Source organism: Citrobacter sp. KTE151 (assembly GCF_000398845.1).
Classification (GTDB): Bacteria; Pseudomonadota; Gammaproteobacteria; order Enterobacterales; family Enterobacteriaceae; genus Citrobacter; species Citrobacter braakii.
Genome location: NZ_KB976066.1, coordinates 280,499 through 305,264, shown reverse-complemented (window position 1 = coordinate 305,264; position 24,766 = coordinate 280,499). Strand labels below are relative to the sequence as shown.

Below are 24,766 nucleotides of genomic sequence, written 5' to 3'. Positions count from 1 at the left end.
CCTGCAGGGGCTTATTTTTGAAAGGCTTTTTTTAAGCTGATTTTAGAAATCAGCTCGGTCAGGGAAAGTACCATCGTGGAGCGTACCATCTGCTGGTAGCGCTGAATCTGCATTGCGTGCAAACCTGAGTCTGAGGTATCAAACTGCGGTGGCGGCGGGAGTGCCGTCACGCAGTGGAGTTCGCCAAACGGGCCAAGAATTTCGTCGTCGGTGAACGCGTATTCATTACCGTCATGGTTTAACTCTTCCCGCAGCGCCATCAGAAGCTCCGCATCTTCATACTCCGGCCGGCTGAGTACGCCCAGACCGTAAATTAGCTTCAGACGAACGGAAAGATCGCCCAGCGGACCGTCGCCGTCGAGCAGGGGTTCTACGGCATATTTTACCGCATAGTCGTCTTTGCGAAATACCTGAAGCACAAGGATATTCACCGCTTCGGTGAGCAGTTCTACGGCGGTGATGAGGAAGCTGCGTACGGTTTTGCCAGCATTCAGACGCTCAAGCACACGATTTTCAAAGGCCTGCGTTTGTTCCATTATTGCCTGCATATCTGACAATCTGTCATTTGGGCGCAGGCTGACCTGCGCCACATTCTCTATCATTTGGTTGCGTTATATGCGTTAACCGCCTCCGCCACCACATCACTGTTGGCATCCAGACCGGAAACCTGTGCCAGCGCGGCCTGTGGACCTTTTTCGTCAATCAGCGCGGCCAGTTCCTGGGCCTGCGGATCTTCTTCACTGCGATAGTGCATCGCTGCAGCAATACCGGTGACCAGATTCGCGTGCGGCAGGCCATACTCCAGCGTGCCCAGCAGCGGTTTAATCAGACGATCGCCCGCGCTCAGTTTACGCAGCGGCTGACGACCCACGCGCTCAACGTCATCTTTCAGATACGGGTTTTCAAAGCGACCGAGGATTTTCTGAATGTATGCCGCATGTTTTGCTGCATCAAAGCCATAGCGTTTGATCAGTACCGCGCCGCTCTCTTCCATCGCACCTTTTACCACTGCACGGATTTTCTCGTCGAGAATCGCGTCCCGGATGGTCTGATGACCGGTCAATTTTCCGAGGTACGCGGTTATAGCATGCCCGGTGTTCAGCGTGAAGAGTTTACGTTCGACAAATGCCATCAGGTTATCAGTTAATTCCATTCCCGGGATGTCAGGCAGTTCGCCTTTGAACTGTGTTTTGTCGACAATCCACTCACTGAAGGTTTCGACGGTGACTTCCAGCGGATCGTTGGTCGCAGAAGCCGAAGGGGGAACAATGCGGTCCACGGCGGAATCGACGAAGCCAACATGTTCTTCAACCCAGGATTTGTCTTCATCTGCCAGCGCGTTCATAACGTGGCCTTTCAACTGGGTGGTTCCGCGCACCATGTTTTCACAGGCGATAATATTCAGCGGAGTGGCGATGCCCTGCGCCTTGCGTTTAACCAGCCCTTTGGCGATGGCCGGAGCGATACGCTCAAGAACGACCGGACCGACGGCGGTAGTGACTAAATCTACGTGGGCAATCAGGTCGACAACATCATCGCCGATGCTGCTCACGGCGTTGACGCCGGAAACGGTATCAACCTGCTCGTTTTCACCCACCACATGAACCTGATAGCTATGACGGGCATTCAGGGCATCGAGCACGACCTGGTTTACATCCGCGAACGTCAGTTGTATCCCCGCGTCCGCCAGCAGTTTGCCGATAAATCCACGACCGATATTACCTGCGCCAAAATGTAATGCTTTCATAGTATTAACCTTCATTAATGTTTTTACCCAAGAGGGCTGGGGTGAGGCGTTTCCCTCAACCTAACCCTCTCCACAAGGGAGAGGATATCGCCTTCATATTTCGAACTGCAGATGCGTTGGCTCTCCTCGCTCACCCCAGTCACGTACTTATGTACGCTCCTGGGGATTCGCTGCGTTGCCGCCTTTCTGCAGCTCGAAATATTTTGGAGATACTTAATGGTTAAGCTTTTTTACCGGCCAGCAGTTCCAGAACTTCATCCACGCTGGTGGTATGGGCCAGACGTTCGATCACGGATTCGTCATCCAGAGCGTTGGTCAGGCTGGTGATCACCTGGATATGTTCATTGTTACGTGCGGCGATACCAATGACCAGGCGGGCAATGTCGTCTTCTTCTTCACCGAAGCGCACGCCTTCTGGGTACTGGCAGAACACCACGCCGGTTTTCAGCACGCGGTCTTTGGCTTCAACCGTACCGTGCGGCACTGCGATGGACTCACCGAGGTAAGTCGGGGTCAGTTTTTCGCGGTCCAGCATCGCCTCGACGTATTCTGGCTCAACGTAGCCGCCTTTCACCAGTTGCTCACCGGCAAAGCGAATCGCTTCTTCTTTGTTAGTGGCTTTACGGCCGAGGAAGATATTCTCCGCACCCAGTTTGAACAGGTGGGTATCACCCTCTTCAAAGCTGTCTTTCAGGTGATCGCGGACTTTCTCTTCGTTCACGTTGTGGCGCTGTGCTGCAACCAGACGTTCGGTCAGGCTGGCGTACAGGCCGCTGTCGAGGAAGTTGGTCAGCGAAATGTGCTGTGCCTGAGGCACCTGGCGCATCGCACGTTCGGTCAGGTCACGGTGAGTAATGACCAGATCGACATCCGGCGGCAGATTGTTAATCGCGCTGTTGGTGACGGAAATCTGAGACAGACCGGCATCCTGCACTTTCTTGCGCAGTACGCCCGCACCCATGGCGCTGGAGCCCATACCCGCATCGCAGGCAACGATGATTTTACGCACATGGCTCAGGTCGTTAGTCACGTCGCCAGCCGCCAGCGGAGATGCACCTTTGGATTCCGCTTTCATGTCGTGCATACGACGAGTTGCGGCATCAATGTCATCATCTTCTTTCACTTTGCTGGTTTTCAGCAGAATGGCTGAGACGACAAAGGAGACAGCCATTGCGGCACAAATAGCAGCGATGTTCGCGAAGTAAGCACCCTTCGGCGTCATTGCCAGCACGGCCAGGATAGAACCCGGAGAAGCCGGAGAAACCAGGCCGCCGTTCAGGATAGTCAGGGTAAATACGCCAGTCATACCGCCGAGGATAACGGCCAGGATCAGACGCGGGTTCATCAGCACGTACGGGAAGTAAATTTCGTGGATACCACCCAGGAAGTGGATGATAGCCGCGCCGCCTGCGGACTGCTTAGCGCTGCCGCGACCGAAGAACATGTATGCCAGCAGAACGCCCATACCCGGACCCGGGTTAGCTTCAATCAGGAAGAAGATGGATTTGCCCATCTCGTGGGACTGCTGAATACCCAGCGGTGAGAAAATACCGTGGTTGATGGCGTTGTTGAGGAACAGGATTTTCGCCGGTTCAACGAAGATAGACGCCAGCGGCAGCATGTCATGGACAACCATGAAGTTAACGCCTGCCGCCAGGATTTTGGACAGTGCTTCAACCAATGGGCCAATGCCAAGGAATGCCAGAATGGCGAGGATCATCCCGATGATGCCTGCGGAGAAGTTATTCACCAGCATCTCAAAACCGGACTTGATCTTACCGTCTACCCAGTTGTCGAAATGTTTGATAGCCCAGCCGCCCAGCGGACCTGCGATCATCGCGCCGAGGAACATTGGCATATCGGCACCGACGATAACGCCCATGGTGGTGATAGCACCCACCACGCCGCCACGCTCGCCGCCAACCAGCTTACCACCGGTATAACCGATCAGCAGCGGCAGCAGATAGGTGATCATTGGGCCGACAAGCTTCGCCAGCGTTTCGTTCGGCAACCACCCCGTCGGAATGAATAATGCGGTGATAATACCCCACGCGATAAACGCGCCGATATTTGGCATCACCATGTTACTGAGGAATCGACCAAAGCTTTGCACTTTGATCTTAATATCGGATGACATAAAAACACCCCTTCTTATGTTTGCTGTCGCGCAGGCTTAAAGCCCGAGGTTTGTTAATGTAGCGGCAGGAGGTAGCCGGACCCTGTAGATACTGCGAAATCTGGCACTGAATCGTTCAACTGTCCAGTCGACGGCTTTTTATGTGACGTTTGTCACGTAAATATAGGGTGTATGGCGTTGGTTAATGTGATTTTCATCACAAAATATCGGTACAAAAAAACATCACAGGTCAAGAATTGGCTAAAAATGGGCGTTAAGTGTGAAGTTGTTCACGTTTTTGCTTTGGCTGTTTGTTGGGTATTTGTGATCTACTTCGCAATAAATATTTGTCTGGATTTCTCCTAGTGTGATCTGGAGCGGATTCTGTTTCATCACCTATTTCTTGCAACTACCCCGCAAGCCATCAACCTGAAAATTTATACCCTGGTGGTATGGCGGAAATGACTAACTGCAATTATGTTCAAATTACCAGCCATGACTCCTTTCGGCTGCCTGCAATTGAAAGCTCTGATTAGCGTGAATACGAGGCGGGTATGTTTCTAAACTATTTCGCGTTAGGTGTGCTGATCTTCGTTTTTCTGGTTCTGTTTTACGGAATCATCGCCATCCATGATATTCCCTATAACATGGCTAAGAAGCGCAACCATCCCCATGCCGATGCCATCCATACTGCGGGTTGGGTGAGCTTATTTACGCTGCATGTTATTTGGCCCTTCCTGTGGATCTGGGCCACGCTCTATCAGCCAGAACGAGGCTGGGGAATGCAGTCACACATCACGCCGTCCGGGAAGGAACCTGACCCTGAAATTGCCGCACTGGCCGCGCGCATCACCCAGTTGGAAAATAGACTGGATGGGGAGAAAAAAAACGATAACTCCACCTTTCCGGAGATTTGATCATGGACTTGTTGATTGTCCTGACTTATGTGGCATTCGCCTGGGCCATTTTTAAAATATTCCGTATTCCGGTAAATCAATGGACGCTTGCCACCGCCGCATTAGGTGGGGTGTTTATTGTGGCGGGACTGATTTTATTAATGAACTATAACCACCCGTATACCTTTACGGCGCAAAAGGCGGTTATTTCAATTCCTGTTACCCCACAGGTCACCGGAATTGTTAGTGAGGTGACAGATAAAAATAATCAGCTGATTAAAAAAGGCGAGGTGTTATTTAAACTCGATCCCGTTCGTTATCAGGCGCGGGTCGACAGGCTATAGGCCGACCTGGTGACCGCTACACACAACATCGACAATATGAAAGCGCAGCTGTCTGAAGCCGTAGCCAATACCACCCGCGTTTCCGCTGAACGAGATCGCCTGTATAAAGATTATCAACGCTATTTGAAGGGCAGTCAGGCGAAGGTTAATCCATTCTCTGAAAGCGACATCGACAATGCCCGGCAAAACTATCTGGCGCAGGATGCGCTGGTCAAAGGCTCCGTTGCTGAACAGACGCAGATTCAGAGCCAGTTAGACAGTATGGTCAATGGAGAGCAATCTCAGGTTGCGTCTCTGCGCGCCCAGCTCGCTGAAGCCAAATACAATCTTGAACAGACTATCGTACGTGCGCCCAGCAACGGTTATGTAACACAGGTGCTTATCCGGCCCGGGACCTATGCCGCCGCGCTGCCTCTGCGCCCGGTGATGGTATTTATTCCGGAACAAAAACGGCAAATCGTGGCGCAATTCCGCCAGAATTCGTTGCTGCGCCTTAAACCGGGTGATGAAGCGGAAGTGGTCTTCAACGCGCTGCCAGGCCAGGTATTCTCCGGCAAGCTCACCAGCATTCTGCCGGTTGTTCCGGGCGGTTCTTATCAGGCGCAGGGAGCATTACAGTCCTTAACGGTGGTGCCGGGTACCGATGGCGTGCTGGCCACGATTGAGCTGGCTCCCAATGCCGATGTGGATGCGCTGCCGGACGGTATCTATGCCCAGGTGGCGGTCTATTCCGACCATTTCGCTCACGTTTCAGTGATGCGTAAAGTGCTGCTGCGCATGACCAGCTGGATGCATTACCTTTATTTGGATCATTGAGACCGCCATCACCTGCCATTTGCACTGACCTGAGCCATACTGATATTTTTGTTGGCAAAAAGGACCCGGCATGAAACTCATTGGCAGCTATACCAGCCCTTTTGTGCGTAAAATTTCTATTCTGTTACTGGAAAAGGGCATCACTTTCGAATTTGTGAATGAACTCCCCTATAACGCAGATAGCGGCGTGGCACGCTATAACCCGTTAGGAAAAGTGCCCGCGTTGGTTACCGATGAGGGCGAGTACTGGTTTGACTCTCCAATCATCGCGGAATACATAGAACTGCTGGATATTGCGCCAGCGATGCTGCCGCGTGAACCACTGGCGGCGCTGAAGGTACGCCAGTTGGAAGCGCTGGCCGATGGCATTATGGATGCCGGTTTAGTCTCAGTACGCGAACAGGCTCGCCCCGCCGCGCAGCAGTCAGAAACCGAACTGTTACGCCAGCGGGAGAAGATTACCCGTAGTTTGGATATGCTGGAAGGTTATCTGGCGGAGGGGACGCTGAAAACGGATACGGTTAACCTGGCCACCATTGCGATTGCCTGTGCCGTCGGTTATCTCAATTTCCGTCGGGTTGCGCCCGGCTGGTGTGTTGATCGCCCGCATCTGGTCAAACTGGTGGAAACGCTCTTTCAACGCGAAAGTTTTGCCCGTACGGAACCGCCAAAGGCTTGATACACATTATACTCGCCTAAGCAAAGTCACGGTACAATCCTTCCTATATCGATATCCCTCTCCACGGTGGAGAGGGCCACCAACAGCCAGGCCCTTTCATGACAACCGACATGCGTTCACTCTACAGCCAGCTTCCTGCGATCGATCGTTTATTGCGCGATAGCGCCTTCCCAGCTTTACGTGAGTCTCACGGTCATACCCGGGTGGTTGACCTGCTGCGTCACATGCTCGACGAAGCCAGAGAAGCTATTCGCGACACGCACGCGCTCCCGGCATGGTGTGAGGACTGGGCGCAAGAGGCCTGCGCCCGGCTGGAACGAGAATCGCAAAGTGCGCTGCGTCCGGTAATTAACCTTACCGGAACGGTGCTGCATACCAATCTTGGTCGCGCATCGCAGGCCGAAGAAGCGATCGAGGCTGTGGTGCAGGCGATGCGCACGCCAGTGACGCTGGAATACAGCCTGGATGATGCCGGGCGTGGACATCGGGATCGGGCCCTGGCGGATTTACTCTGCCGTCTGACGGGGGCGGAAGACGCCTGTATCGTCAATAACAACGCGGCCGCGGTTTTGCTGATGCTGGCGGCCACAGCTAACGGCAAAGAGGTGGTCGTTTCACGCGGAGAACTGGTAGAAATTGGCGGCGCGTTTCGTATTCCTGACGTGATGTGTCAGGCCGGATGTATTCTGCGCGAAGTGGGTACCACCAACCGGACCCACACGAAAGATTATCGTCAGGCGGTAAATGAAAATACCGGTCTGCTGATGAAAGTACATACCAGTAATTACAGCATCGAAGGCTTTACGAAGTCGGTGGATGAGGCAGAGCTGGCCACTATTGGCAAGGAGCTGGATGTTCCGGTAGTGGCGGATCTCGGCAGCGGCTCGCTGGTCGATCTCAGCCAGTATGGATTACCGCAGGAGCCGATGCCGCAACAGCTGATTGCAGCTGGCGTCAGCCTGGTGAGCTTCTCTGGCGATAAATTACTGGGAGGGCCGCAGGCAGGGATTATTGTCGGTAAAAAAGAGATGATCGCGCGCTTACAGAGCCATCCGCTGAAACGTGCATTACGGGCTGATAAAATGACGCTGGCTGCGCTGGAAGCGACGCTGCGGCTCTACCTGCACCCGGAAGCGCTGGCAGCGAAGTTGCCGACGTTACGCCAGCTCACCCGCTCGCAGGAGGCTGTCCACGCGCAGGCACAACAATTACAGGCACGGCTTGCTGATCATTACGGCGACGAATTCGCCCTGAACGTTATGCCTTGTTTATCGCAGATAGGCAGCGGTTCGCTACCTGTTGATAGGCTGCCCAGCGCGGCATTAACCTTTACGCCACATGACGGGCGCGGTAGCCGTCTCGAAGCACTGGCCGCCCGTTGGCGTGCGCTGCCCGTGCCGATCATTGGGCGAATTTATGATGGTCGCTTATGGCTGGATCTGCGCTGCCTTGAGGACGAGACCCGGTTTATGGAGATGATGCTGAAATGATTATTGCAACCGCCGGACACGTTGACCACGGAAAAACAACGTTATTACAGGCGATTACCGGCGTGAATGCCGACCGTTTGCCGGAAGAAAAAAAGCGCGGCATGACCATCGATCTCGGTTATGCCTACTGGCCGCAGCCGGACGGAAGGATTCTGGGATTTATCGATGTTCCCGGACACGAAAAGTTTTTGTCCAACATGCTGGCGGGTGTCGGCGGGATCGACCATGCGCTGCTGGTGGTGGCGTGTGATGACGGCGTGATGGCGCAAACGCGTGAGCATTTGCAAATTCTGCAACTGACGGGCAATCCGCAGATCACCGTGGCGCTCACGAAAGCCGATCGCGTGGATGACGATCGCATCAACGCGGTACGTACTGAGGTGCTTACTGCGCTTGAAAACTATGGATTCGCCGATGCGGTTCTGTTCGTGACGGCTGCCAGTGAAGGTCGTGGAATCGAAGAACTGCGCGATCATTTACAGCAATTAACGTCGCGCGAGCATGCCCGCGATTGCAGCTTTCGCCTGGCGATTGACCGTGCCTTTACGGTCAAAGGCGCGGGTCTGGTGGTGACCGGGACGGCGCTTAGCGGTGAAGTGACTGTTGGTGACACGCTGTGGCTCACGGGCGTCAACAAACCGATGCGCGTACGTAGCTTGCATGCGCAAAATCAGGCCACCGATCGCGCGCAGGCGGGGCAACGTATTGCGCTGAATATTGCTGGTGATGCACAAAAAGAAGAGCTTAACCGCGGCGACTGGCTGCTCTCCGATGCACCGCCAGAGGCGTTTACCCGCGTGATTGTCTCTTTAGAGCATGCCGCGCCGCTGATGCAGTGGCAACCGCTGCATATTCACCACGCGGCCAGCCACGTCACCGGGAGAATCTCGCTGCTTGAAGGGACGCTGGCGGAACTGGTGTTTGATACACCGCTCTGGCTCGCCGATAACGACCGTCTGGTGCTACGCGATATTTCGGCCCGCACGACGCTGGCTGGCGCGCGCGTGGTAACGCTCAATCCGCCGCGTCGCGGGAAGCGTAAGCCGGAATATTTGCAGTGGCTGGCAGCACTGGAGAAGGTGCAGAGCGACGGCGAAGCTCTGGCGCTGCATCTGACGCGCGGGGCGGTGAATATTCCTGACTTCGCATGGGCGCGTCAGCTCAACGGCAACGGTATGCGTCCGTTGATTGAGCTGCATGGCTTTATTCAGGCGGGATACAGTCTGTTGAATGCTGCCGTTGCAGCGCGCTGGCAGCGGAAAGTCCTTGATACGCTGGCAACGTACCACGAGCAGCACCGTGATGAACCAGGACCTGGGCGAGAACGCCTGCGCCGTATGGCTTTGCCGATGGAAGATGAAGCGCTGGTCCTGCTGCTGATTGAAAAGATGCGTGAGAGCGGCGCCATCCATAGCCATCATGGCTGGCTGCATTTGCCGGATCATAAGGCCGGTTTCAGCGAAGAGCAGCAGGCTATCTGGCAAAAAGCAGAACCGCTTTTTGGCGATGAGCCGTGGTGGGTGCGCGATTTGGCAAAACAGACGGGCACAGATGAGCAGATGATGCGTGTGGCGTTACGACAAGCAGCGCAGCAAGGCATCATCACCGCGATCGTCAAAGATCGCTATTACCGTAACGATCGGATTGTGGCCTTTGCCAATATGATCCGCGAACTGGATCAGGAGAAAGGATCGACCTGTGCTGCCGATTTCCGCGACAGGCTTAACGTTGGACGCAAATTGGCTATCCAGATTCTGGAATATTTTGACCGCATTGGTTTTACGCGTCGACGGGGAAATGATCATTTATTACGCGATGCTTTGCTGTTTCCCGAAAAGTAATGAAACAATTAATTCAGGAATTAAATGAATTAATACAAAATAAATATTGATTGAAATAAGCACATTAGATTATGAACCTAATGTGCTTTTTAATTGTGGGTGTTATTAAAATAACAACCACGATCATATTTTGTTGGATATTTCACTCGTATGCTTCCTGACTCTTTAGAGTAATTAAGGATCGTACAATGGCTGCTTCAACATTTTTTATTCCTTCCGTGAATGTAATCGGCGCTGATTCATTAAAAGAAGCAATGAATACAATGGCGGAATATGGTTTTCGTCGTACGCTGATTGTCACGGATGCCATGCTGACAAAATTAGGTATGGCTGGCGAGATTCAAAAAGCATTACAGGAACGTGATATTTTCAGCGTAATTTTCGACGGTACGCATCCTAATCCCACGACCAGTAACGTCGCCGCTGGCCTGCATATACTGAAAGAAAACGAATGTGATAGCGTTATTTCCCTCGGCGGCGGTTCTCCGCACGATTGTGCGAAGGGCATTGCGCTGGTGGCGGCTAACGGCGGCGATATTCGCGATTACGAAGGTGTGGACCGTTCTGCAAAACCACAACTGCCGATGATCGCCATTAACACCACCGCGGGCACGGCATCTGAAATGACCCGTTTCTGCATCATTACCGATGAAGTACGCCACATTAAAATGGCGATTGTGGATAAGCATGTTACGCCGCTGCTGTCAGTTAATGACTCCTCGCTGATGGTCGGCATGCCGAAGTCCCTGACAGCGGCAACCGGTATGGATGCGCTGACCCACGCCATTGAAGCCTACGTGTCTATTGCTGCAACGCCGATTACCGATGCGTGCGCGTTGAAAGCGGTCACCATGATTGCGGAAAACCTTCCGGTCGCCGTTGCAGATGGCAGCAATGCTCAGGCGCGCGAAGCCATGGCTTACGCGCAGTTCCTCGCGGGCATGGCTTTTAACAACGCTTCTCTTGGTTATGTGCACGCAATGGCGCACCAGTTGGGCGGCTTCTACGATCTGCCGCACGGTGTATGTAACGCAGTGCTGCTGCCGCATGTGCAGGTCTTCAATAGCAAAGTGGCTGCCGCTCGCCTGCGTGATTGCGCCGCGGCAATGGGTGTGGACGTTGCTGGCTTGAGCGCAGAGCAAGGGGCGGAAGCCTGCATCGCGGCGATCCGCGAACTGGCGCAGAAAGTGAATATCCCGGCCGGTCTGCGTGAGTTGAACGTGAAGGAAGAGGATATTGCCGTACTGGCGACCAATGCCCTGAAAGATGCCTGCGGTTTCACTAACCCGATTCAGGCGACTCATGAAGAAATCATGGCGATTTATCGCGCAGCCATGTAATTCGTGATACCTGTCGTAAAGCAGTAAATGGCTGGCGAATAATTCGCCAGCCCCGTCTACCCTTGTAGTACCCCTACAGCAAGGAGACGGTCATGACCAATAACCCCCCTTCAACGCGTATTTATCCCGGCGAGTATGGTTACCCTCTGAAGTTAAAAGCCCGATACGATAACTTTATCGGCGGTGACTGGGTTGCCCCGGTGGACGGCGAGTATTACCAAAACCTGACGCCGGTAACCGGGCAATTACTGTGCGAAGTGGCCTCTTCCGGCAAAAAGGATATCGATCTGGCACTGGATGCCGCGCACAAAGTAAAAGACAAGTGGGCACAGACATCCGTGCAGGACAGGGCAGCGATACTGTTCAAAATCGCCGATCGTATGGAGCAAAACCTGGAACTGCTGGCGACGGCAGAAACCTGGGATAACGGTAAGCCCATCCGCGAAACCAGCGCGGCAGATGTTCCGCTGGCGATTGACCATTTCCGCTATTTCGCTTCCTGTATTCGTGCGCAGGAAGGGGGAATAAGCGAGGTTGATAGCGATACCGTGGCTTATCACTTCCATGAACCTCTTGGCGTGGTAGGGCAAATTATCCCGTGGAACTTCCCGCTGCTGATGGCCAGCTGGAAGATGGCGCCCGCGCTGGCGGCGGGTAACTGCGTCGTGCTTAAACCCGCGCGCCTCACGCCGCTGTCCGTGCTGTTGCTGATGGAAGTCATCGGCGATCTGCTCCCGCCAGGCGTGGTGAACGTGGTAAACGGTGCGGGTGGGGAAATCGGTGAGTATCTGGCGACGTCTAAACGCATTGCGAAAGTGGCGTTTACCGGCTCAACGGAAGTTGGGCAGCAGATCATGCAATACGCCACGCAGAACATTATTCCCGTCACGCTGGAGCTGGGTGGGAAATCGCCCAATATCTTCTTCGCTGATGTGATGGATGAAGAGGATGCGTTTTTTGACAAAGCGCTGGAAGGTTTCGCGCTGTTTGCCTTCAATCAGGGTGAAGTGTGTACCTGTCCGAGCCGTGCGTTAGTACAGGAATCTATTTACGAACGTTTTATGGAAAGAGCTATCCGCCGGGTGGAGAGTATTCGCAGCGGCAACCCGTTAGACAGCGTGACGCAAATGGGTGCGCAGGTCTCGCATGGTCAACTGGAAACCATTTTGAATTACATCGATATTGGTAAGAAAGAAGGGGCTGATGTTCTCACCGGCGGGCGGCGCAAGCAACTGGATGGCGACTTAAAAGAAGGTTATTACCTCGAACCAACCATTCTGTTTGGCAAGAACAACATGCGGGTTTTCCAGGAAGAGATCTTCGGGCCCGTGCTGGCCGTAACGACCTTTAAAACCATGGAAGAGGCGCTGGAAATCGCCAATGACACCCAATATGGGCTTGGCGCTGGCGTCTGGAGCCGTAACGGAAATCTGGCGTACAAGATGGGCCGTGGGATTCAGGCGGGGCGTGTTTGGACCAACTGTTACCATGCTTACCCGGCCCATGCGGCATTCGGTGGCTATAAGCAGTCGGGCATCGGGCGCGAGACGCATAAGATGATGCTCGAGCATTATCAGCAAACCAAATGTCTGCTGGTGAGCTACTCGGATAAACCGCTGGGACTATTTTAATTTCTCATCACTTATTGCCCGGTTTTGCGCCGGGCATATCTTTATTCTGCAGTTATATATAAACCCATATATCGTTATATAAATAAGACGATTGCATCCAATCTGGTCATTCCACTACTATTATCAACTCTATTGTGTAAATCAAATTGCAGCCGAATTTTCAATTTAAATCCCTGAGGCAAATATGTTCCTTAATTATTTTGCATTAGGAGTGCTTATTTTTGTATTCCTGGTCATTTTTTACGGGATTATTATTCTGCATGATATTCCCTATCTCATTGCAAAGAAACGTAACCATCCTCATGCTGACGCAATACATGTCGCGGGCTGGGTGAGTTTGTTTACCTTACATGTCATGTGGCCCTTTTTATGGATCTGGGCAACGCTTTATCGCCCGGAACGCGGGTGGGGTATGCAAAGCGCGGATTCTTCCCTGATCCAGTTGCAGGCCAGGGTTGCCGATCTGGAAAAGAAACTGGGTGAGGCGAAGACCTCTCCGGCGGAGTAATATCGATGGATTTATTGATCGTTCTGACCTATGTGGCGTGCGCATGGTCAATATTTAAGATTTTTAAAATTCCTGCCAATAAATGGACAGTACCCACTGCAGCATTGGGCGGTATATTCATTGTTTGCGGGCTTATATTACTGATGAATTATAACCATCCGTATACATTTAAGGCGCAAAAGGCAGTAATTTCTATTCCCGTAGTACCGCAGGTCACGGGGGTCGTGACGGAAGTGACGGATAAGAAGAATACGCTGATCAAAAAAGGTGAGGTACTGTTTAAACTTAATCCGGGACGTTATCAGGCACGAGTTGATCGCCTGAAAGCTGATATTGTCACCGCACAACATAAAGAGCAGGTGCTGGTGGCGCAGTTAGACGAAATGCAAGCCAACACGCAGCGGGCAAAGGCTACGCGTGACAAGCTAGCTAAAGATTACCAGCGTTATGCGCAGGGGAGTCAGGCGAAGGTCAATCCTTTTTCTGAACGCGATATCGATGCGGCGCGGCAAAACTATCTGGCGCAGGAAGCAGCGGTGAAATCCTCCGTTGCGGAACAACAGCAAATCCAGAGTCAGTTAGACAGCCTGGTGCAGGGTGAGAATTCGCAAATTGCCAGCCTGAAAGCGCAGTTAGCCGAAGCGGAGTTCAACCTGGACCAGACAGTGGTTCGCGCGCCCAGCGATGGTTACGTTACGCAGGTGCTGATGCGACCGGGAACCTATGCCGCCGCGCTGCCTATGCGTCCGGTGATGGTGTTTATCCCGGATCAAAAACGGCAAATTATCGCCCAGTTCCGGCAAAACTCGTTGCTGCGATTGGAGCCAGGCGATGAAGCTGAAGTGGTGTTTAACGCCCTGCCGGGTAAGGTTTTCAGCGGCAAACTGGCTGCCATCAGTCCGGCCGTACCGGGGGGAACATACCAGTCGAATGGGGCGCTGCAATCCTTAAATTCTACGCCCGGATCGGAGGGGGTGATCGCCACGATTGAGCTGAATGATAATGTGGATGTGAACGCTCTGCCTGATGGGATTTATGCGCAGGTCGCGGTTTATTCTGATCACTTCACCCATGTGTCAGTGATGCGTAAGGTTCTGCTGCGTATGACCAGTTGGGTGCATTATCTGTATCTCGATCACTAGGCGCAGGCTATTTTGCTTACCATTTTGAACCTGGTAACCTACTTTCGCTTACTCAGGCTGCTGTTCCAGCGCCTGAGTAAGTTGCTGGCGGAGCTCTGCCAAAATCTCATCAAGAATAAACTGTACCCGCCATGGCTGATATTCACGTTTGCGGAAAATCACCACCAAATCCAGCCACCATTCATGTTGTTCTGAGAAACATGGAACCAGCGACCCGGATTCAATATCTTTTTGGATACTCGCATTTGGCGCAAAAACAATGCCCAGATGGTTACGTGCCAGCGCCAGTGCAGACTGTGTATTGTCGCAGACATAATTTCCGGTCACCCGATAATCGTGCATCTCCTTGCCTCCGGCAGAAGTGAAACGCCAGATATTAGCCTCATCTATCATCATGGAATCAATCAGGATACAGGAATGTTCTTCCAGTTCATCAGGGCTACTAATAGGATGTGCTTTGATATACTCAGGGCTGGCAAAAGCCGTCACCGCATATTTGGTAATGAAACTGGCAACCAGAGATTCATCTTTAGGATGCGCATAGGTGATTAAAATATCACAATCTTCAGGGAAGTCGACACCTTCAAAAAATGCCTTTCGTTCCAGGTTACATGTTTTAAGTGAGAGGCTAATTCCACCGATATCCTGAATTTTTGCGATCACATGTTGCGATAAATAAGCAATTATGCCCGTCGGTGCATATACGGTTACCCGGCCACGTTTTTCGTGCTTATAATCAGCAATGAAATTATTGAGCTGATCGTTTCTGTCCAACATGTCATTGATGTAAGGAAGCAGCGCCGTACCAAACGGCGTGAGGGTGAGCTGTCGAGTGGTGCGATCAAATACCTTTAGTCCAACTTTTGATTCAAAATCAGCAAGGTACTTACTAACGTTGGCTTGTGCGATGCCGAGAACCGTAGCGGCATGACTGATGTTTTCACTGGCAGCAATTACTGAAATAATCTTCAGTTCCCGGTGTTTGAGTTGTAATTTGTTCATCGCCAAACCCAATATATATATGTTTGTATATATTACTATATAAATATGAATCTTGCACCGATGAAATTGTAAGCATTATTATGCACGCGTTTTGTATCTTATTTTAAAATGGAATGTGGGCATGTTAATTAAACGCAATATTGTGGCGCTATTCGCCTTTTCATTTATGGCGAGCGCAACTGCCGCAGAATTTTCTATTGGCGGCGGCGCTGTATATAACGAATCTCCTTATCGTGGATATAATGATAACGTTCACGCAGTACCGCTTGTCAGTTATGAAAGTGAATCATTTTATTTTAGGCAAACAACGTTAGGTTATATTCTTTCAAAAAATGAAAGTAATGAATTTAGCATTACTGCCTCGTACATGCCGCTTGAGTTTGATCCGGGTGATAACGACGATCAAGCGATGAAGCAACTGAACAAGCGTGACGCAACCGCGATGGCGGGTGCTGCATGGTATCACCATGAGAAATGGGGCAGCGTGAAAGTCTCCGCAGCAGCGGATGTGCTGGACAACAGCAACGGTTGGGTTGGGGAAATGTCTCTGTTTCGCCAAATGCCGATGGGCAAGCTGACGCTGACGCCGGCGATTGGCGTGCTCTACTATGACGAAAACTTCAACGAATATTACTACGGCATCTCTGGCAATGAATCCCGCCGTAGTGGGTTATCAAGCTACTCCCCTGGCGATAGCTGGACACCGTATGTTGGCCTGTCCGCTAAATACGCATTGACCAGCAATCTGACGCTGCTGGCCAGCGCCAACTATAGTGCGCTGCCAGATGATATTAAAAATAGCCCGATGGTTGACCGTGATGACAGCTTTACCTTTATGTCCGGTCTGACCTGGCGTTTCTGATTCTCACCCGTTTGTCCTCAGGGAGGAGGGCAATCTTTTCAATGCGGTAGACCGGATAAGACCCGAAGCATCGTCATCCGGCATGCCTTCAGTTACTACTCGTTTACCCAGATACGCATTTCGCTGTTTCGCCAGTTCTTACGCGAGCAGGAAAATATTCATCGCAGCGTTGCGTTGGAACTGATCCTACTGCTGATTTTGCAGCAAATCTCCGCGGCGGCTAGCGAGCAACCCGCAGATAGCCCCGGTAATGCGCTGGCATGGAACGCGCAACAAATAATCCACACCCAGTTCCACCTGCCGATTAGTGCTTCAACTCTGGCGAAAGAACTGTATTGCAATGCGGATTATCTGGGGCGTGTATTCCGTAGCGCTTTCAGGCTGACGCTAACTGAAGCATTGCATCGCCAGTGGGTAAGGGCGGCAGAAAAACTGTTGATCAGTGGCTCGCAGTCGCTTACCGAAGTGGCGATAAAATGTGGATTTAATGATGTGGGTTACTTTCGCAAAATCTTTCGCAAGCATACCAGCCTGACACCCGCGGCGTGGAAACGGCGCTATTGCAAAGAGCATATTAATAGCGCCTGACCCGTTACTGCCCGTAATACGCATTCACGCCGTGTTTGCGCAGATAGTGTTTATCCAGCAACTCCGACTGCATATCCGGCAACTGAGGGGCTAACTGGCGCGAAAACAGCCCCATGTAGGCGCACTCTTCGAGCACCACGGCGTTATGTACGGCGTCTGCGGCATCTTTACCCCAGGCGAACGGACCGTGTGAATGCACTAATACCGCCGGAACCTGCAGCGGATTAAGATCGCGTTGCTCAAAGGTCTGAATAATGACCTCACCGGTTTGATATTCATATTCGCCGTTAATCTCCTCAACGGTCATCAGACGAGTACACGGAATAGAACCATAGAAATAATCGGCATGTGTGGTGCCCCATGCCGGGAGATCAAGACCCGCCTGTGACCAGATCGTCGCGTGGCGTGAATGGGTGTGGACGATCCCACCGATTTCAGGGTAGCGACGGTACAGCGCCAGATGGGTTGGCGTGTCTGAGGAGGGTTTTTTACTGCCTTCAACCACATTGCCGCTGGCAATATCCACCACCACCATATCGTCGGCGGCCATCACGTTATATTCCACGCCGGACGGCTTAATCACCATCAGCTTACGCGTTTCATCCACCGCGCTGACGTTACCCCAGGTAAAGGTGACTAAACCATGAGCCGGAAGCGCCAGATTGGCCGCCAGCACCTCGGCCTTCAGTTGTTCTAACATGGAAATCCTCCTTCCTGCATACGTTCTTCTATCCAGCGTCGCGCCTGGATAATTTCCAGTACCGGCTCATTCGCTTTTTCAGTCCACATTTCAATCAGAAACGATCCGCGATAGTTCAGCTCATGCAGCGTTTTGAAGATACCGACAAAGTCCACGCACCCTTCGCCAAAAGGCACATCGCGAAACTGGCCCGGATGGGTTTCGGTTACCGGCAGCGTGTCTTTCAGGTGGATAGCGGCGATACGGTCGATGCCCAGCGTCAATTCGGCAGTGACGTCATTTCCCCAGGCGCTGAGATTGCCTACGTCCGGATAGACGGTGAACCACGGCGATGACAGCATTTCGTCCCACTTTTTCCACTTGCTAATCGAGTTCATAAAAGCGGTATCCATAATTTCTACCGCCAGCATGACCTGCGCGGCGGCGGCTTGCTCGACTGCCCATGCCAGCCCTTCGGCAAAGCGCTGCTGCGTACCTTCGTCATGTTCCTCGTAATAGACGTCGTAACCTGCCAGTTGAATGGTGCGAATACCGAGATCGCGCGCCAGACGAATGGCTTTGGTCATGATGTCGCGCGCCCGAACGCGGACTGATTCATCGCGGCTGCCAAAGGGAAAACGGCGGTGGGCGGACAGGCACATTGAGGGGATTGCCACGCCGGTTTCCAGCATCGCGCTCACCAGCGATGCGCGCTGAGCGGGGCTCCAGTCGAGACGCGACAGACGTTCATCGGTTTCATCCACCGACATCTCGACGAAATCAAAACCGCAGCTTTTCGCCAGCACCAAACGCTCCGGCCAGGAGAGGTCTTTCGCCAGCGCTTTTTCATAGATACCTAACGGATGATTACGCATACTGCGCTCCCCAGATGGCGTCGATTTGCGCATGGAATTCAGAGGCAACCTGCGTTGGGTTTTGCGCTCCAGCCAGCGCGCGTCCGGCGATAAAGGCTTTGACGTTGATATCGCGAAACAGCGGCAGGTCGGCGGGCGTAATCCCGCCGGTAATCGACAACTCCAGACCGATATCGGAAAGCGCTTTCATGCGCGCCAGATCCGCTTCTCCCCACTGTTGCCCGCTGGCCTGGGCATCGCGCCCCCGATGGTAAATCGCCTGGCGAACCCCAACGCGATACCAGTCACGGGCGTCATCCAGCGTCCAGTTGCCGAACAGTTCCATCTGAATTTCGCCGCCGCAGGACTGCGCGACGCCATGGCCTTTCTCTACCGTCGCCAGCGGCGCAGCGCAGATGATGGTCATCCAGTTAGCGCCAGCGCCAAACGCTTGCTGTGCAAGGGTTTCGCCCGCATCGGCTACCTTCCAGTCGGCGACGATGATTTTATTTGGGCACTGGGCGCGCAGCGCTTTGACGGCGCTAAGGCCCTCGGTCAAGCAGAGAATCGTTCCCGCTTCAACGATATCGACACTTTCTTGTAGCAGTGCGACATCGAGCTGGGCTGCCTGCAGGTTGGTGTGGTCGAGCGCCAGTTGCAGTAATGGTCGACTCATCATTCGTGCTCCTTAATGCGGGCGTGATAGCCCTGTAGTGCGGTAATTAAATTCTGGTATTGGCGGTATTTGCGCTGGTAGCTCGCATGCGCGGCGGCGTCTGGCAGCAGTGTGCGCACTGGGTGCTGTAAGCTGCGCTGCGCGTCGCTGAAATTGTGATAAACGCCGGTGCCTACGCGGGCGGCGAGCGCTGCGCCAAAGCAGCCGGTCTCTTCAATCTGTGGCAGCTCGATACGTAAGCCGCTGACGTCTGCCAGCATTTGCATCCAGATGTCGGAGTGCGCCGGACCTCCGGTGACGCGCAGGGTATGTGCCTGCGTAAAACGTTCACGCATGCGGTTCAGGTGGGTCATGTGGCTGAAAACCACGCCTTCGTAGATGGCCTGTAATAAGTGGGCGCGAGTGTGTATAGCCTGCATGCCATAAAAGCCGCTGGTCATCTCCAGCCCGGCGTTACTGCCGTACAAAAAGGGCAGGAAGAAAAGCGCGCTACCGGCTTTCGGTAAGCTAGCAACGGCCTGATTAATTTCATCAAAAGAGAGCTCACCCCACTGAGCGGTAAACCATTCCAGATTGCCGGAGGAGGTCGGACTGGCTTCATGAACGATGTACTGCCCGTCATTCACATAGCGGCCATAAACATAGGGATGAGGCTCGTGGTCGCGCAGGCCGTGAGCGATCCCGCTGGTGACAGCCCACGTTCCCATCACCGCGTTAAGGGTGTGCTCATCTTCGATACCGGCGCAGAGTGCGGTGGAAACCACATCAAACAGACCGCCGACGACGGGCGTACCCGCCGCCAGACCGGTGATGGCGGCTGTCTGAGCGGTGATTTCCCCGCATATTTCTGCTGACCCCACGATGGGGGGCAGGGCATGGTCGATTTCACTGATACCCAGCCACTGAGTCAGCTTCGGGTCGTACTGACCCGTGGTCATGTTGTAGAGGTTCGACTCGGAGATATTGCTCTCTTCGCAGCCTTTGACGCCGGTTAAGCACCAGCGCAGGTAGTCATGACCCATCATGACGCTACCAATTTGCGCGTAGCGCTGAGGGGTGTTCTCTTTCACCCAGCGCAGGAGCGATGCCGGATGCCCGGTCCACAATGTCTGGCGGGTGACCGGGTAGAGCTGCTCAGGGATCCCATCCTGCTGCCAGCGCTGTACGATGTCCATCGCACGTCGGTCAGAAGAGAGAATGGCATTACCTAGCGGCTTATCTTGCTTATCAAGTAGGAACAGGCCTTTGCCCTGAGCGGATATACCGACACCTTTGATTTGCTCGCCGCAGACACCTGTACGCTTTAACAGCCCGGCAATGGTCGCGACGCACTGTTGCCACAGTTGGTGCATATCGCGTTCGGCGTACCCGGGTAATGGCGATATTGTCTGCAGCGATTGCCGGTTAATTCCCTGCTCGTGACCTTTGGCATCATACAAACCTGCTTTCAGATATGTACCGCCGCAATCAATACCCAGCCAGAAGGTCGCTTTCTCACTCATCTTTGTTATCTCATTTTTGCCGGATGGCGCTGCGCTTATCCGGCCTACGACGGTTGCTACCTGTAGGCCCGGTAAGCGAAGCGCCACCGGGCATTGTTTTAAGCTGTACGTTTATGTGGATTCAGTGTATTTAGCGGCGCGGCGCCGGCATCGCATTTCGCTGGCAGCAGCAGGGCCATCAGCGCGGCCAGAGCCAGTGAAATTGCCAGGCAGTAAACGCCCGCATCTTTGCTGTACAGGGTGATGAGTACGCCGACCGCGTAAGGACCGCAAAAGCCACCGAGGTTGCCGAGAGCGTTGATGACCCCACGTGCGCCACCGGCCATTTCCGCGCTGAACAAACGCGCCGGAATAGTCCAGAACACGCCCGCAGCCGATTGCAGGAAGAATCCGCAGCCGACCAGCGCGGCATAAGCCAGCCAGACGTTATTTTTCAGCGCCACAGAGAGGAACATGCACAGGGCAAAGCCAATCAGCGGCAGGCAGACGAACAGCTTGCGTTTACCGGTGCGGTCAGAGAGAGAAGAGAACAGGAACATCCCGGCAATTGCGCCGACGTAAGGCAGAATGGCGAGCATGCCGACCTGCCCCATGCTGCTGTGAGTCAACTCTTTGAGAATGGTCGGTAGCCACAGGGTGTAACCGTAAATCCCGGTCTGATAGAAGAAGTTCAGCGCGATTAGCTGCCACATGGTTTTATCGGAAAGTACTGCGCCCAGAGAGGCATTTTTGACTTCGGTTCCGGCAATGGCTTTTTGCTCGGCGGCCAGCGTTTCCACCAGGTAATTTTTCTCGGCGTCAGAGATCCAGCGCGCTTCCTGCGGACGGTCGTAAACGGTATAGGCCCACAGCACCAGGACGACGACAGACAGTAAACCTTCAATGATAAACAGCCAGCGCCAGTCGAGCACGGTGATGATCCAACCCGAGAGCGGGGCGGTAATGATCCCGGCAATCGGCACAAACATAATCACAATCGCATTGGCGCGACCGCGTTCGGCATCGGGGAACCAATTACTGATCATCGTCAGCACGACCGGCAGCATGCCGCCTTCGGCAACGCCGAGTAAGAAGCGCAAAACCAGCAGTTGATACTGATTCGTGATCAACCCCGTCAAAACGGAAATGACCGCCCAGGCAACCAACGACCAGCCGATAAATTTCTTGCCGCTGCCGTGTACGGCAATTTTTCCGCCGGGAACCTGTAAAAACAGATAGCCGATAAAGAAAATACCACCGGCCAGACCGGCCATGGTGGCGGAAATACCTAATTCCTCATCCATTCCGCCGGGCATCGCGAATGCGATATTGACGCGGTCCATATAAGAAATAATACAGGCGATGAGAATAGGTGGAATAATCCGTAGCCAGCGCTGACGGGGTATGTCTTGAAGTGTAGGGCGAGAGGTCATGTTCATATTAATATTCTCGTAGAGTAGTATTTTATTTTTATAGTTTTGCTTTATTTAATGCGGCGATACCGTCGCGCAATATCGCTACACGATGGTTCACATCTGCACTGGCATTTATTTCCAGCAATTTAATGCCAGAAAATTGCAATGGGTCTGCTCCTGCGCAGGCGAATAATTCGCGGGCATGGTCGGTGGCCATCAGACCTTCTGGACAGAAAGGGGCAAACGGTGCGTGTAAGTCCTGCCACTCGCCGTATTCCCCCGCAAGCGTGGTACCGGAAAACATCAGTGCGCCCAGTTTTCCAGCCCGTTGGGCCTGCTGCGTGTGGGTCAGCGGTAGGGTGAGGTTCCGTCCTTCAATGGCCGAGCGCGCCCAGTTAATGCACACGCTGATGTCATACCCGGCAATGACCTCCAGCACGTTGTCCAACGGCAGAAAACCTTTGCGCGGCGCAATACCGGTCATGGCATCACAATGTTCCAGCACCAGATCGCAGGACCAGTCCCAATTGGCTATCTCTTTAAGCGAACGGGCGAATGCGTCGGTGGCCTGCTCAACATCTGGATTGCTGGCACAGGGTGCGGCATGCAGCTCCAGCGCGATTACTTTTCCGCCGTTGGCTGCATTGATATGGTTGATTTTCTGCTGCAGATGGCGGTAATACGCCACGCAGGCTTTACGTTGTTCTTCGTCGCTGGAAGCCAGCCCAAAAGCGCTGTTTGCGCCACGACGGCGCATGGTTTCCATTATAGCTGTGACCACGATTTGCCAGTCGCCCGGTGTATGACGTAATAACCATTCGTCGCCTAACGGGTGAAGATGTTCAAGGCAGGGCTGCTCCAAACCGCGAATATCCGGGGTATCGGCGAGTTGTCGCCAGAAATCCTTCTCTTCCTCTTCACTCTTTTGGTGAAATGAGGGTGCACAGGGGTACGCACCGATAATATAACCGGCATTATTAACGCTCATGTTGTGCTCCTTTTTATAAAACTGAAATAGCGACCTTCACAACTATTTTACGGATCGGCGTGGTGACAGTTTTATGACATGCAGGGCGGTGAACATCCTGCGGGAAAAATATGGCATAACTTCCCGGAATCATTTCAATGAAAGACTCATGTTCGCTGGCGTGATAAAAAATAATATCGCGCTGTTCTAATAACGATTCACTGATTTGGTTATTCCCGGTATCAATGGCGATCCCGATTTTCTCTTCACCCCAGGCCAGAAACTGAATATCCAGATAGCGGCGATGCACCTCAGGACGATTTTCGGCAACGTCACGGGTGGTTAAATCGATAATTTGCGCGAAGATATTTTTACCGTCGATCTCCACCACGCCCGGCTCCAGTTTTTGAAAATCTGTGGTGCGCAGAAAGTCGAGCGCCCTTTCAATCGCAGCGGGCAAACGGCATGGGTTAGGTTGAGCAATATGTCCGAAGATCATGGTGTTGCTCCTTACAGGGCCTGAATTTTTGCCCAGACGCTGTCGTCAACGGTGATACCGTTCCGGCGATTTTCTTCCAGTAGCTTTGTAAACTCGTGGCCCGGCAGACGGACAGGCGTGTTTTCATCTGCGCGTTCGGCGGTGGTGATGAAATCCATAATCCGCTGTAGCTTGGCATCGCGGGTGGCGCCGTCGATCAGCTTATCCACTTCAATGGCGATAAAAATCTGTGAAACGCCATATTCATCGCTGTTATCCTGGGTGACTTCCGCAACGGAGGAGCCATCAGAAAGCAGGGTGGCAATCATATCCAGCACAATCGACAGACCTGAGCCTTTCCAGTAGCCCATCGGCAAAATGCGGCGGTTTTTTTCGATAACGCCCGGCTCTTTGGTGAGATTGCCTTCATCATCAAAGCCACCATCTACCGGCAGTTGGCGACCGGCCAGGCGATTCACTTCCAGCATGCCGTAGGAGAACATCGACATCGACATATCAACCATGGTGATTGGTGATGAGGGGATCGCGACGATCAGCGGGTTAGTACCAATGCGGCACTCTTTCGAACCCCACGGTGGCATCACGGCAATCGAGTTAGTCCAGCAGATACCGATGTAACCTTTCTCCGCCGCCTGCCAGCCATAGCTACCGCCGCGCATCCAGTGGTTGGCGTTACGCAGTGCGACCAGACCAATACCGTGATCGGAGGCCAGCTCAATGGCTCTGTCCATCATCTTTTTCGCCGTCAGGTTGCCGATCGAACGCTGGGCATCCCATTGTTCAATCGCCCCCAGGCTGGTAATGCGTTGCGGTTTGGCCTCAGGAATGATGTCGCCGTTATCCAGTTGCTGAATAAAACGAGGAAAACGATTCACACCGTGCGAATAAACGCCGGACTCGGTGGTGCGCGCAAACATTTCGGCACAGGCATCGGCGGTTTCAACGGCAATACCGCGTGCCAGCAGTACCCGCTTGAACGCATCTTTCAACTGCTCAAAAGTGACTTTCATTCCTGTTTCCTTGTTTAAATTTGATCGCTTTTTTATCTCTAAATTTCACTATGCGAAATCTGATTTCAAATATAGCGATCAAATTTTGACAGATCAACGGGGTGGTCTATTTTTTAAAATCATCAAAATCAAATAGTTGTGTTTTTTCGGTTCAGATCGTGAACTGAAACACACTTTGCGCTA

The 24,766-nt window shown here is 53.0% G+C and carries 21 protein-coding genes and 2 pseudogenes; 11 read left to right on the top strand and 12 right to left on the bottom strand.

What is annotated here, in order from left to right:
• Positions 1-11: 11 nt before the first annotated feature.
• The 3 genes from mtlR to mtlA form a co-directional block, all read right to left on the bottom strand.
• Positions 12-602, bottom strand: a complete 591-nt coding sequence (gene mtlR / locus WC7_RS02925; RefSeq protein ID WP_005120486.1) for a mannitol operon repressor MtlR — start codon at positions 600-602, stop codon at positions 12-14.
• The gene (gene mtlD / locus WC7_RS02930) at positions 599-1,747 is read right to left on the bottom strand and encodes a mannitol-1-phosphate 5-dehydrogenase (RefSeq protein ID WP_016154957.1); all 1,149 of its coding nucleotides are present in this window, start codon (positions 1,745-1,747) and stop codon (positions 599-601) included. Before mtlD ends, mtlR begins: the two co-directional genes overlap by 4 nt.
• A 220-nt stretch (positions 1,748-1,967) precedes the next feature.
• Positions 1,968-3,884: a PTS mannitol transporter subunit IICBA gene (gene mtlA, locus WC7_RS02935; RefSeq protein WP_016154956.1), complete on the bottom strand. Its 1,917-nt coding sequence runs from the start codon at positions 3,882-3,884 to the stop codon at positions 1,968-1,970.
• A 533-nt stretch (positions 3,885-4,417) separates the two neighbouring features.
• On the opposite strand from mtlA, the gene WC7_RS02940 reads away from it, so the two are divergent.
• The 9 genes and pseudogenes from WC7_RS02940 to WC7_RS02975 all read left to right on the top strand — a co-directional run bounded on the left by WC7_RS02940 (position 4,418) and on the right by WC7_RS02975 (position 14,550).
• Positions 4,418-4,780, top strand: a complete 363-nt coding sequence (locus tag WC7_RS02940; protein WP_016154955.1) for a DUF3302 domain-containing protein — start codon at positions 4,418-4,420, stop codon at positions 4,778-4,780.
• A gap of 2 nt (positions 4,781-4,782) precedes the next feature.
• Positions 4,783-5,919, top strand: a pseudogene (locus WC7_RS0124765) (HlyD family secretion protein).
• Between the two features lie 70 nt (positions 5,920-5,989).
• On the top strand, positions 5,990-6,598 hold the full coding sequence (locus WC7_RS02945) for a glutathione S-transferase (protein WP_016154952.1): 609 nt from the start codon (positions 5,990-5,992) through the stop codon (positions 6,596-6,598).
• Between the two features lie 98 nt (positions 6,599-6,696).
• Positions 6,697-8,088: an L-seryl-tRNA(Sec) selenium transferase gene (gene selA / locus WC7_RS02950; protein ID WP_016154951.1), complete on the top strand. Its 1,392-nt coding sequence runs from the start codon at positions 6,697-6,699 to the stop codon at positions 8,086-8,088.
• Positions 8,085-9,929, top strand: coding sequence for a selenocysteine-specific translation elongation factor (selB, locus tag WC7_RS02955; RefSeq protein ID WP_016154950.1), 1,845 nt, complete (start codon positions 8,085-8,087; stop codon positions 9,927-9,929). Before selA ends, selB begins: the two co-directional genes overlap by 4 nt.
• Positions 9,930-10,117: 188 nt before the next feature.
• Positions 10,118-11,269: an L-threonine dehydrogenase gene (gene yiaY, locus WC7_RS02960; protein WP_016154949.1), complete on the top strand. Its 1,152-nt coding sequence runs from the start codon at positions 10,118-10,120 to the stop codon at positions 11,267-11,269.
• 92 nt (positions 11,270-11,361) lie between these two features.
• A complete protein-coding gene (gene aldB / locus WC7_RS02965) occupies positions 11,362-12,900 on the top strand; it encodes an aldehyde dehydrogenase AldB (protein ID WP_016154948.1) in 1,539 nt (512 codons plus the stop codon).
• Positions 12,901-13,084: 184 nt separating this feature from the next.
• A complete protein-coding gene (locus WC7_RS02970) occupies positions 13,085-13,408 on the top strand; it encodes a DUF3302 domain-containing protein (RefSeq protein WP_016154947.1) in 324 nt (107 codons plus the stop codon).
• 5 nt (positions 13,409-13,413) lie between these two features.
• The gene (locus WC7_RS02975) at positions 13,414-14,550 is read left to right on the top strand and encodes an HlyD family secretion protein (RefSeq protein ID WP_016154946.1); all 1,137 of its coding nucleotides are present in this window, start codon (positions 13,414-13,416) and stop codon (positions 14,548-14,550) included.
• Positions 14,551-14,598: 48 nt separating this feature from the next.
• Here the strand turns inward: WC7_RS02975 and WC7_RS02980 are convergent, their stop codons facing one another.
• A complete protein-coding gene (locus tag WC7_RS02980) occupies positions 14,599-15,552 on the bottom strand; it encodes a LysR family transcriptional regulator (protein ID WP_016154945.1) in 954 nt (317 codons plus the stop codon).
• Positions 15,553-15,673: 121 nt separating this feature from the next.
• On the opposite strand from WC7_RS02980, the gene WC7_RS02985 reads away from it, so the two are divergent.
• Both WC7_RS02985 and WC7_RS02990 read left to right on the top strand, forming a co-directional pair.
• On the top strand, positions 15,674-16,414 hold the full coding sequence (locus tag WC7_RS02985) for a MipA/OmpV family protein (RefSeq protein WP_016154944.1): 741 nt from the start codon (positions 15,674-15,676) through the stop codon (positions 16,412-16,414).
• A gap of 108 nt (positions 16,415-16,522) precedes the next feature.
• Positions 16,523-17,002: pseudogene (locus WC7_RS02990) on the top strand (helix-turn-helix domain-containing protein); the annotation flags it as partial.
• Between the two features lie 4 nt (positions 17,003-17,006).
• Here the strand turns inward: WC7_RS02990 and araD are convergent.
• From araD to yiaK, 8 genes are all read right to left on the bottom strand, one after another.
• The gene (araD, locus tag WC7_RS02995) at positions 17,007-17,702 is read right to left on the bottom strand and encodes an L-ribulose-5-phosphate 4-epimerase (RefSeq protein WP_016154942.1); all 696 of its coding nucleotides are present in this window, start codon (positions 17,700-17,702) and stop codon (positions 17,007-17,009) included.
• Positions 17,696-18,556: an L-ribulose-5-phosphate 3-epimerase gene (locus tag WC7_RS03000; RefSeq protein ID WP_016154941.1), complete on the bottom strand. Its 861-nt coding sequence runs from the start codon at positions 18,554-18,556 to the stop codon at positions 17,696-17,698. Before WC7_RS03000 ends, araD begins: the two co-directional genes overlap by 7 nt.
• Complete coding sequence (gene ulaD / locus WC7_RS03005) at positions 18,549-19,211, bottom strand: 3-keto-L-gulonate-6-phosphate decarboxylase UlaD (protein WP_032947249.1); 663 nt, start codon at positions 19,209-19,211, stop codon at positions 18,549-18,551. The genes WC7_RS03000 and ulaD overlap by 8 nt, the downstream gene beginning before the upstream one ends.
• Positions 19,211-20,713 carry an FGGY-family carbohydrate kinase gene (locus WC7_RS03010; RefSeq protein WP_016154939.1) on the bottom strand — a complete coding sequence of 501 codons (1,503 nt, stop codon included), beginning with the start codon at positions 20,711-20,713 and terminating at the stop codon, positions 19,211-19,213. Before WC7_RS03010 ends, ulaD begins: the two co-directional genes overlap by 1 nt.
• A 98-nt stretch (positions 20,714-20,811) precedes the next feature.
• Complete coding sequence (locus tag WC7_RS03015) at positions 20,812-22,131, bottom strand: MFS transporter (RefSeq protein WP_016154938.1); 1,320 nt, start codon at positions 22,129-22,131, stop codon at positions 20,812-20,814.
• Between the two features lie 31 nt (positions 22,132-22,162).
• Positions 22,163-23,095, bottom strand: a complete 933-nt coding sequence (locus tag WC7_RS03020) for a DUF4862 family protein (protein ID WP_016154937.1) — start codon at positions 23,093-23,095, stop codon at positions 22,163-22,165.
• Positions 23,096-23,108: 13 nt separating this feature from the next.
• Complete coding sequence (locus WC7_RS03025; protein ID WP_016154936.1) at positions 23,109-23,573, bottom strand: YhcH/YjgK/YiaL family protein; 465 nt, start codon at positions 23,571-23,573, stop codon at positions 23,109-23,111.
• An 11-nt stretch (positions 23,574-23,584) separates the two neighbouring features.
• Complete coding sequence (gene yiaK, locus WC7_RS03030; protein ID WP_016154935.1) at positions 23,585-24,583, bottom strand: 3-dehydro-L-gulonate 2-dehydrogenase; 999 nt, start codon at positions 24,581-24,583, stop codon at positions 23,585-23,587.
• Between the last annotated feature and the right edge of the window lie 183 nt (positions 24,584-24,766).

Coding starts and splice junctions, on each gene's coding strand:
- mtlR (WP_005120486.1), bottom strand. CDS start 602: ATGATAGAGAATGTGGCGCAGGTCAGCCTGCGCCCAAATGACAGATTG.
- mtlD (WP_016154957.1), bottom strand. CDS start 1,747: ATGAAAGCATTACATTTTGGCGCAGGTAATATCGGTCGTGGATTTATC.
- mtlA (WP_016154956.1), bottom strand. CDS start 3,884: ATGTCATCCGATATTAAGATCAAAGTGCAAAGCTTTGGTCGATTCCTC.
- WC7_RS02940 (WP_016154955.1), top strand. CDS start 4,418: ATGTTTCTAAACTATTTCGCGTTAGGTGTGCTGATCTTCGTTTTTCTG.
- WC7_RS02945 (WP_016154952.1), top strand. CDS start 5,990: ATGAAACTCATTGGCAGCTATACCAGCCCTTTTGTGCGTAAAATTTCT.
- selA (WP_016154951.1), top strand. CDS start 6,697: ATGACAACCGACATGCGTTCACTCTACAGCCAGCTTCCTGCGATCGAT.
- selB (WP_016154950.1), top strand. CDS start 8,085: ATGATTATTGCAACCGCCGGACACGTTGACCACGGAAAAACAACGTTA.
- yiaY (WP_016154949.1), top strand. CDS start 10,118: ATGGCTGCTTCAACATTTTTTATTCCTTCCGTGAATGTAATCGGCGCT.
- aldB (WP_016154948.1), top strand. CDS start 11,362: ATGACCAATAACCCCCCTTCAACGCGTATTTATCCCGGCGAGTATGGT.
- WC7_RS02970 (WP_016154947.1), top strand. CDS start 13,085: ATGTTCCTTAATTATTTTGCATTAGGAGTGCTTATTTTTGTATTCCTG.
- WC7_RS02975 (WP_016154946.1), top strand. CDS start 13,414: ATGGATTTATTGATCGTTCTGACCTATGTGGCGTGCGCATGGTCAATA.
- WC7_RS02980 (WP_016154945.1), bottom strand. CDS start 15,552: ATGAACAAATTACAACTCAAACACCGGGAACTGAAGATTATTTCAGTA.
- WC7_RS02985 (WP_016154944.1), top strand. CDS start 15,674: ATGTTAATTAAACGCAATATTGTGGCGCTATTCGCCTTTTCATTTATG.
- araD (WP_016154942.1), bottom strand. CDS start 17,702: ATGTTAGAACAACTGAAGGCCGAGGTGCTGGCGGCCAATCTGGCGCTT.
- WC7_RS03000 (WP_016154941.1), bottom strand. CDS start 18,556: ATGCGTAATCATCCGTTAGGTATCTATGAAAAAGCGCTGGCGAAAGAC.
- ulaD (WP_032947249.1), bottom strand. CDS start 19,211: ATGAGTCGACCATTACTGCAACTGGCGCTCGACCACACCAACCTGCAG.
- WC7_RS03010 (WP_016154939.1), bottom strand. CDS start 20,713: ATGAGTGAGAAAGCGACCTTCTGGCTGGGTATTGATTGCGGCGGTACA.
- WC7_RS03015 (WP_016154938.1), bottom strand. CDS start 22,131: ATGAACATGACCTCTCGCCCTACACTTCAAGACATACCCCGTCAGCGC.
- WC7_RS03020 (WP_016154937.1), bottom strand. CDS start 23,095: ATGAGCGTTAATAATGCCGGTTATATTATCGGTGCGTACCCCTGTGCA.
- WC7_RS03025 (WP_016154936.1), bottom strand. CDS start 23,573: ATGATCTTCGGACATATTGCTCAACCTAACCCATGCCGTTTGCCCGCT.
- yiaK (WP_016154935.1), bottom strand. CDS start 24,583: ATGAAAGTCACTTTTGAGCAGTTGAAAGATGCGTTCAAGCGGGTACTG.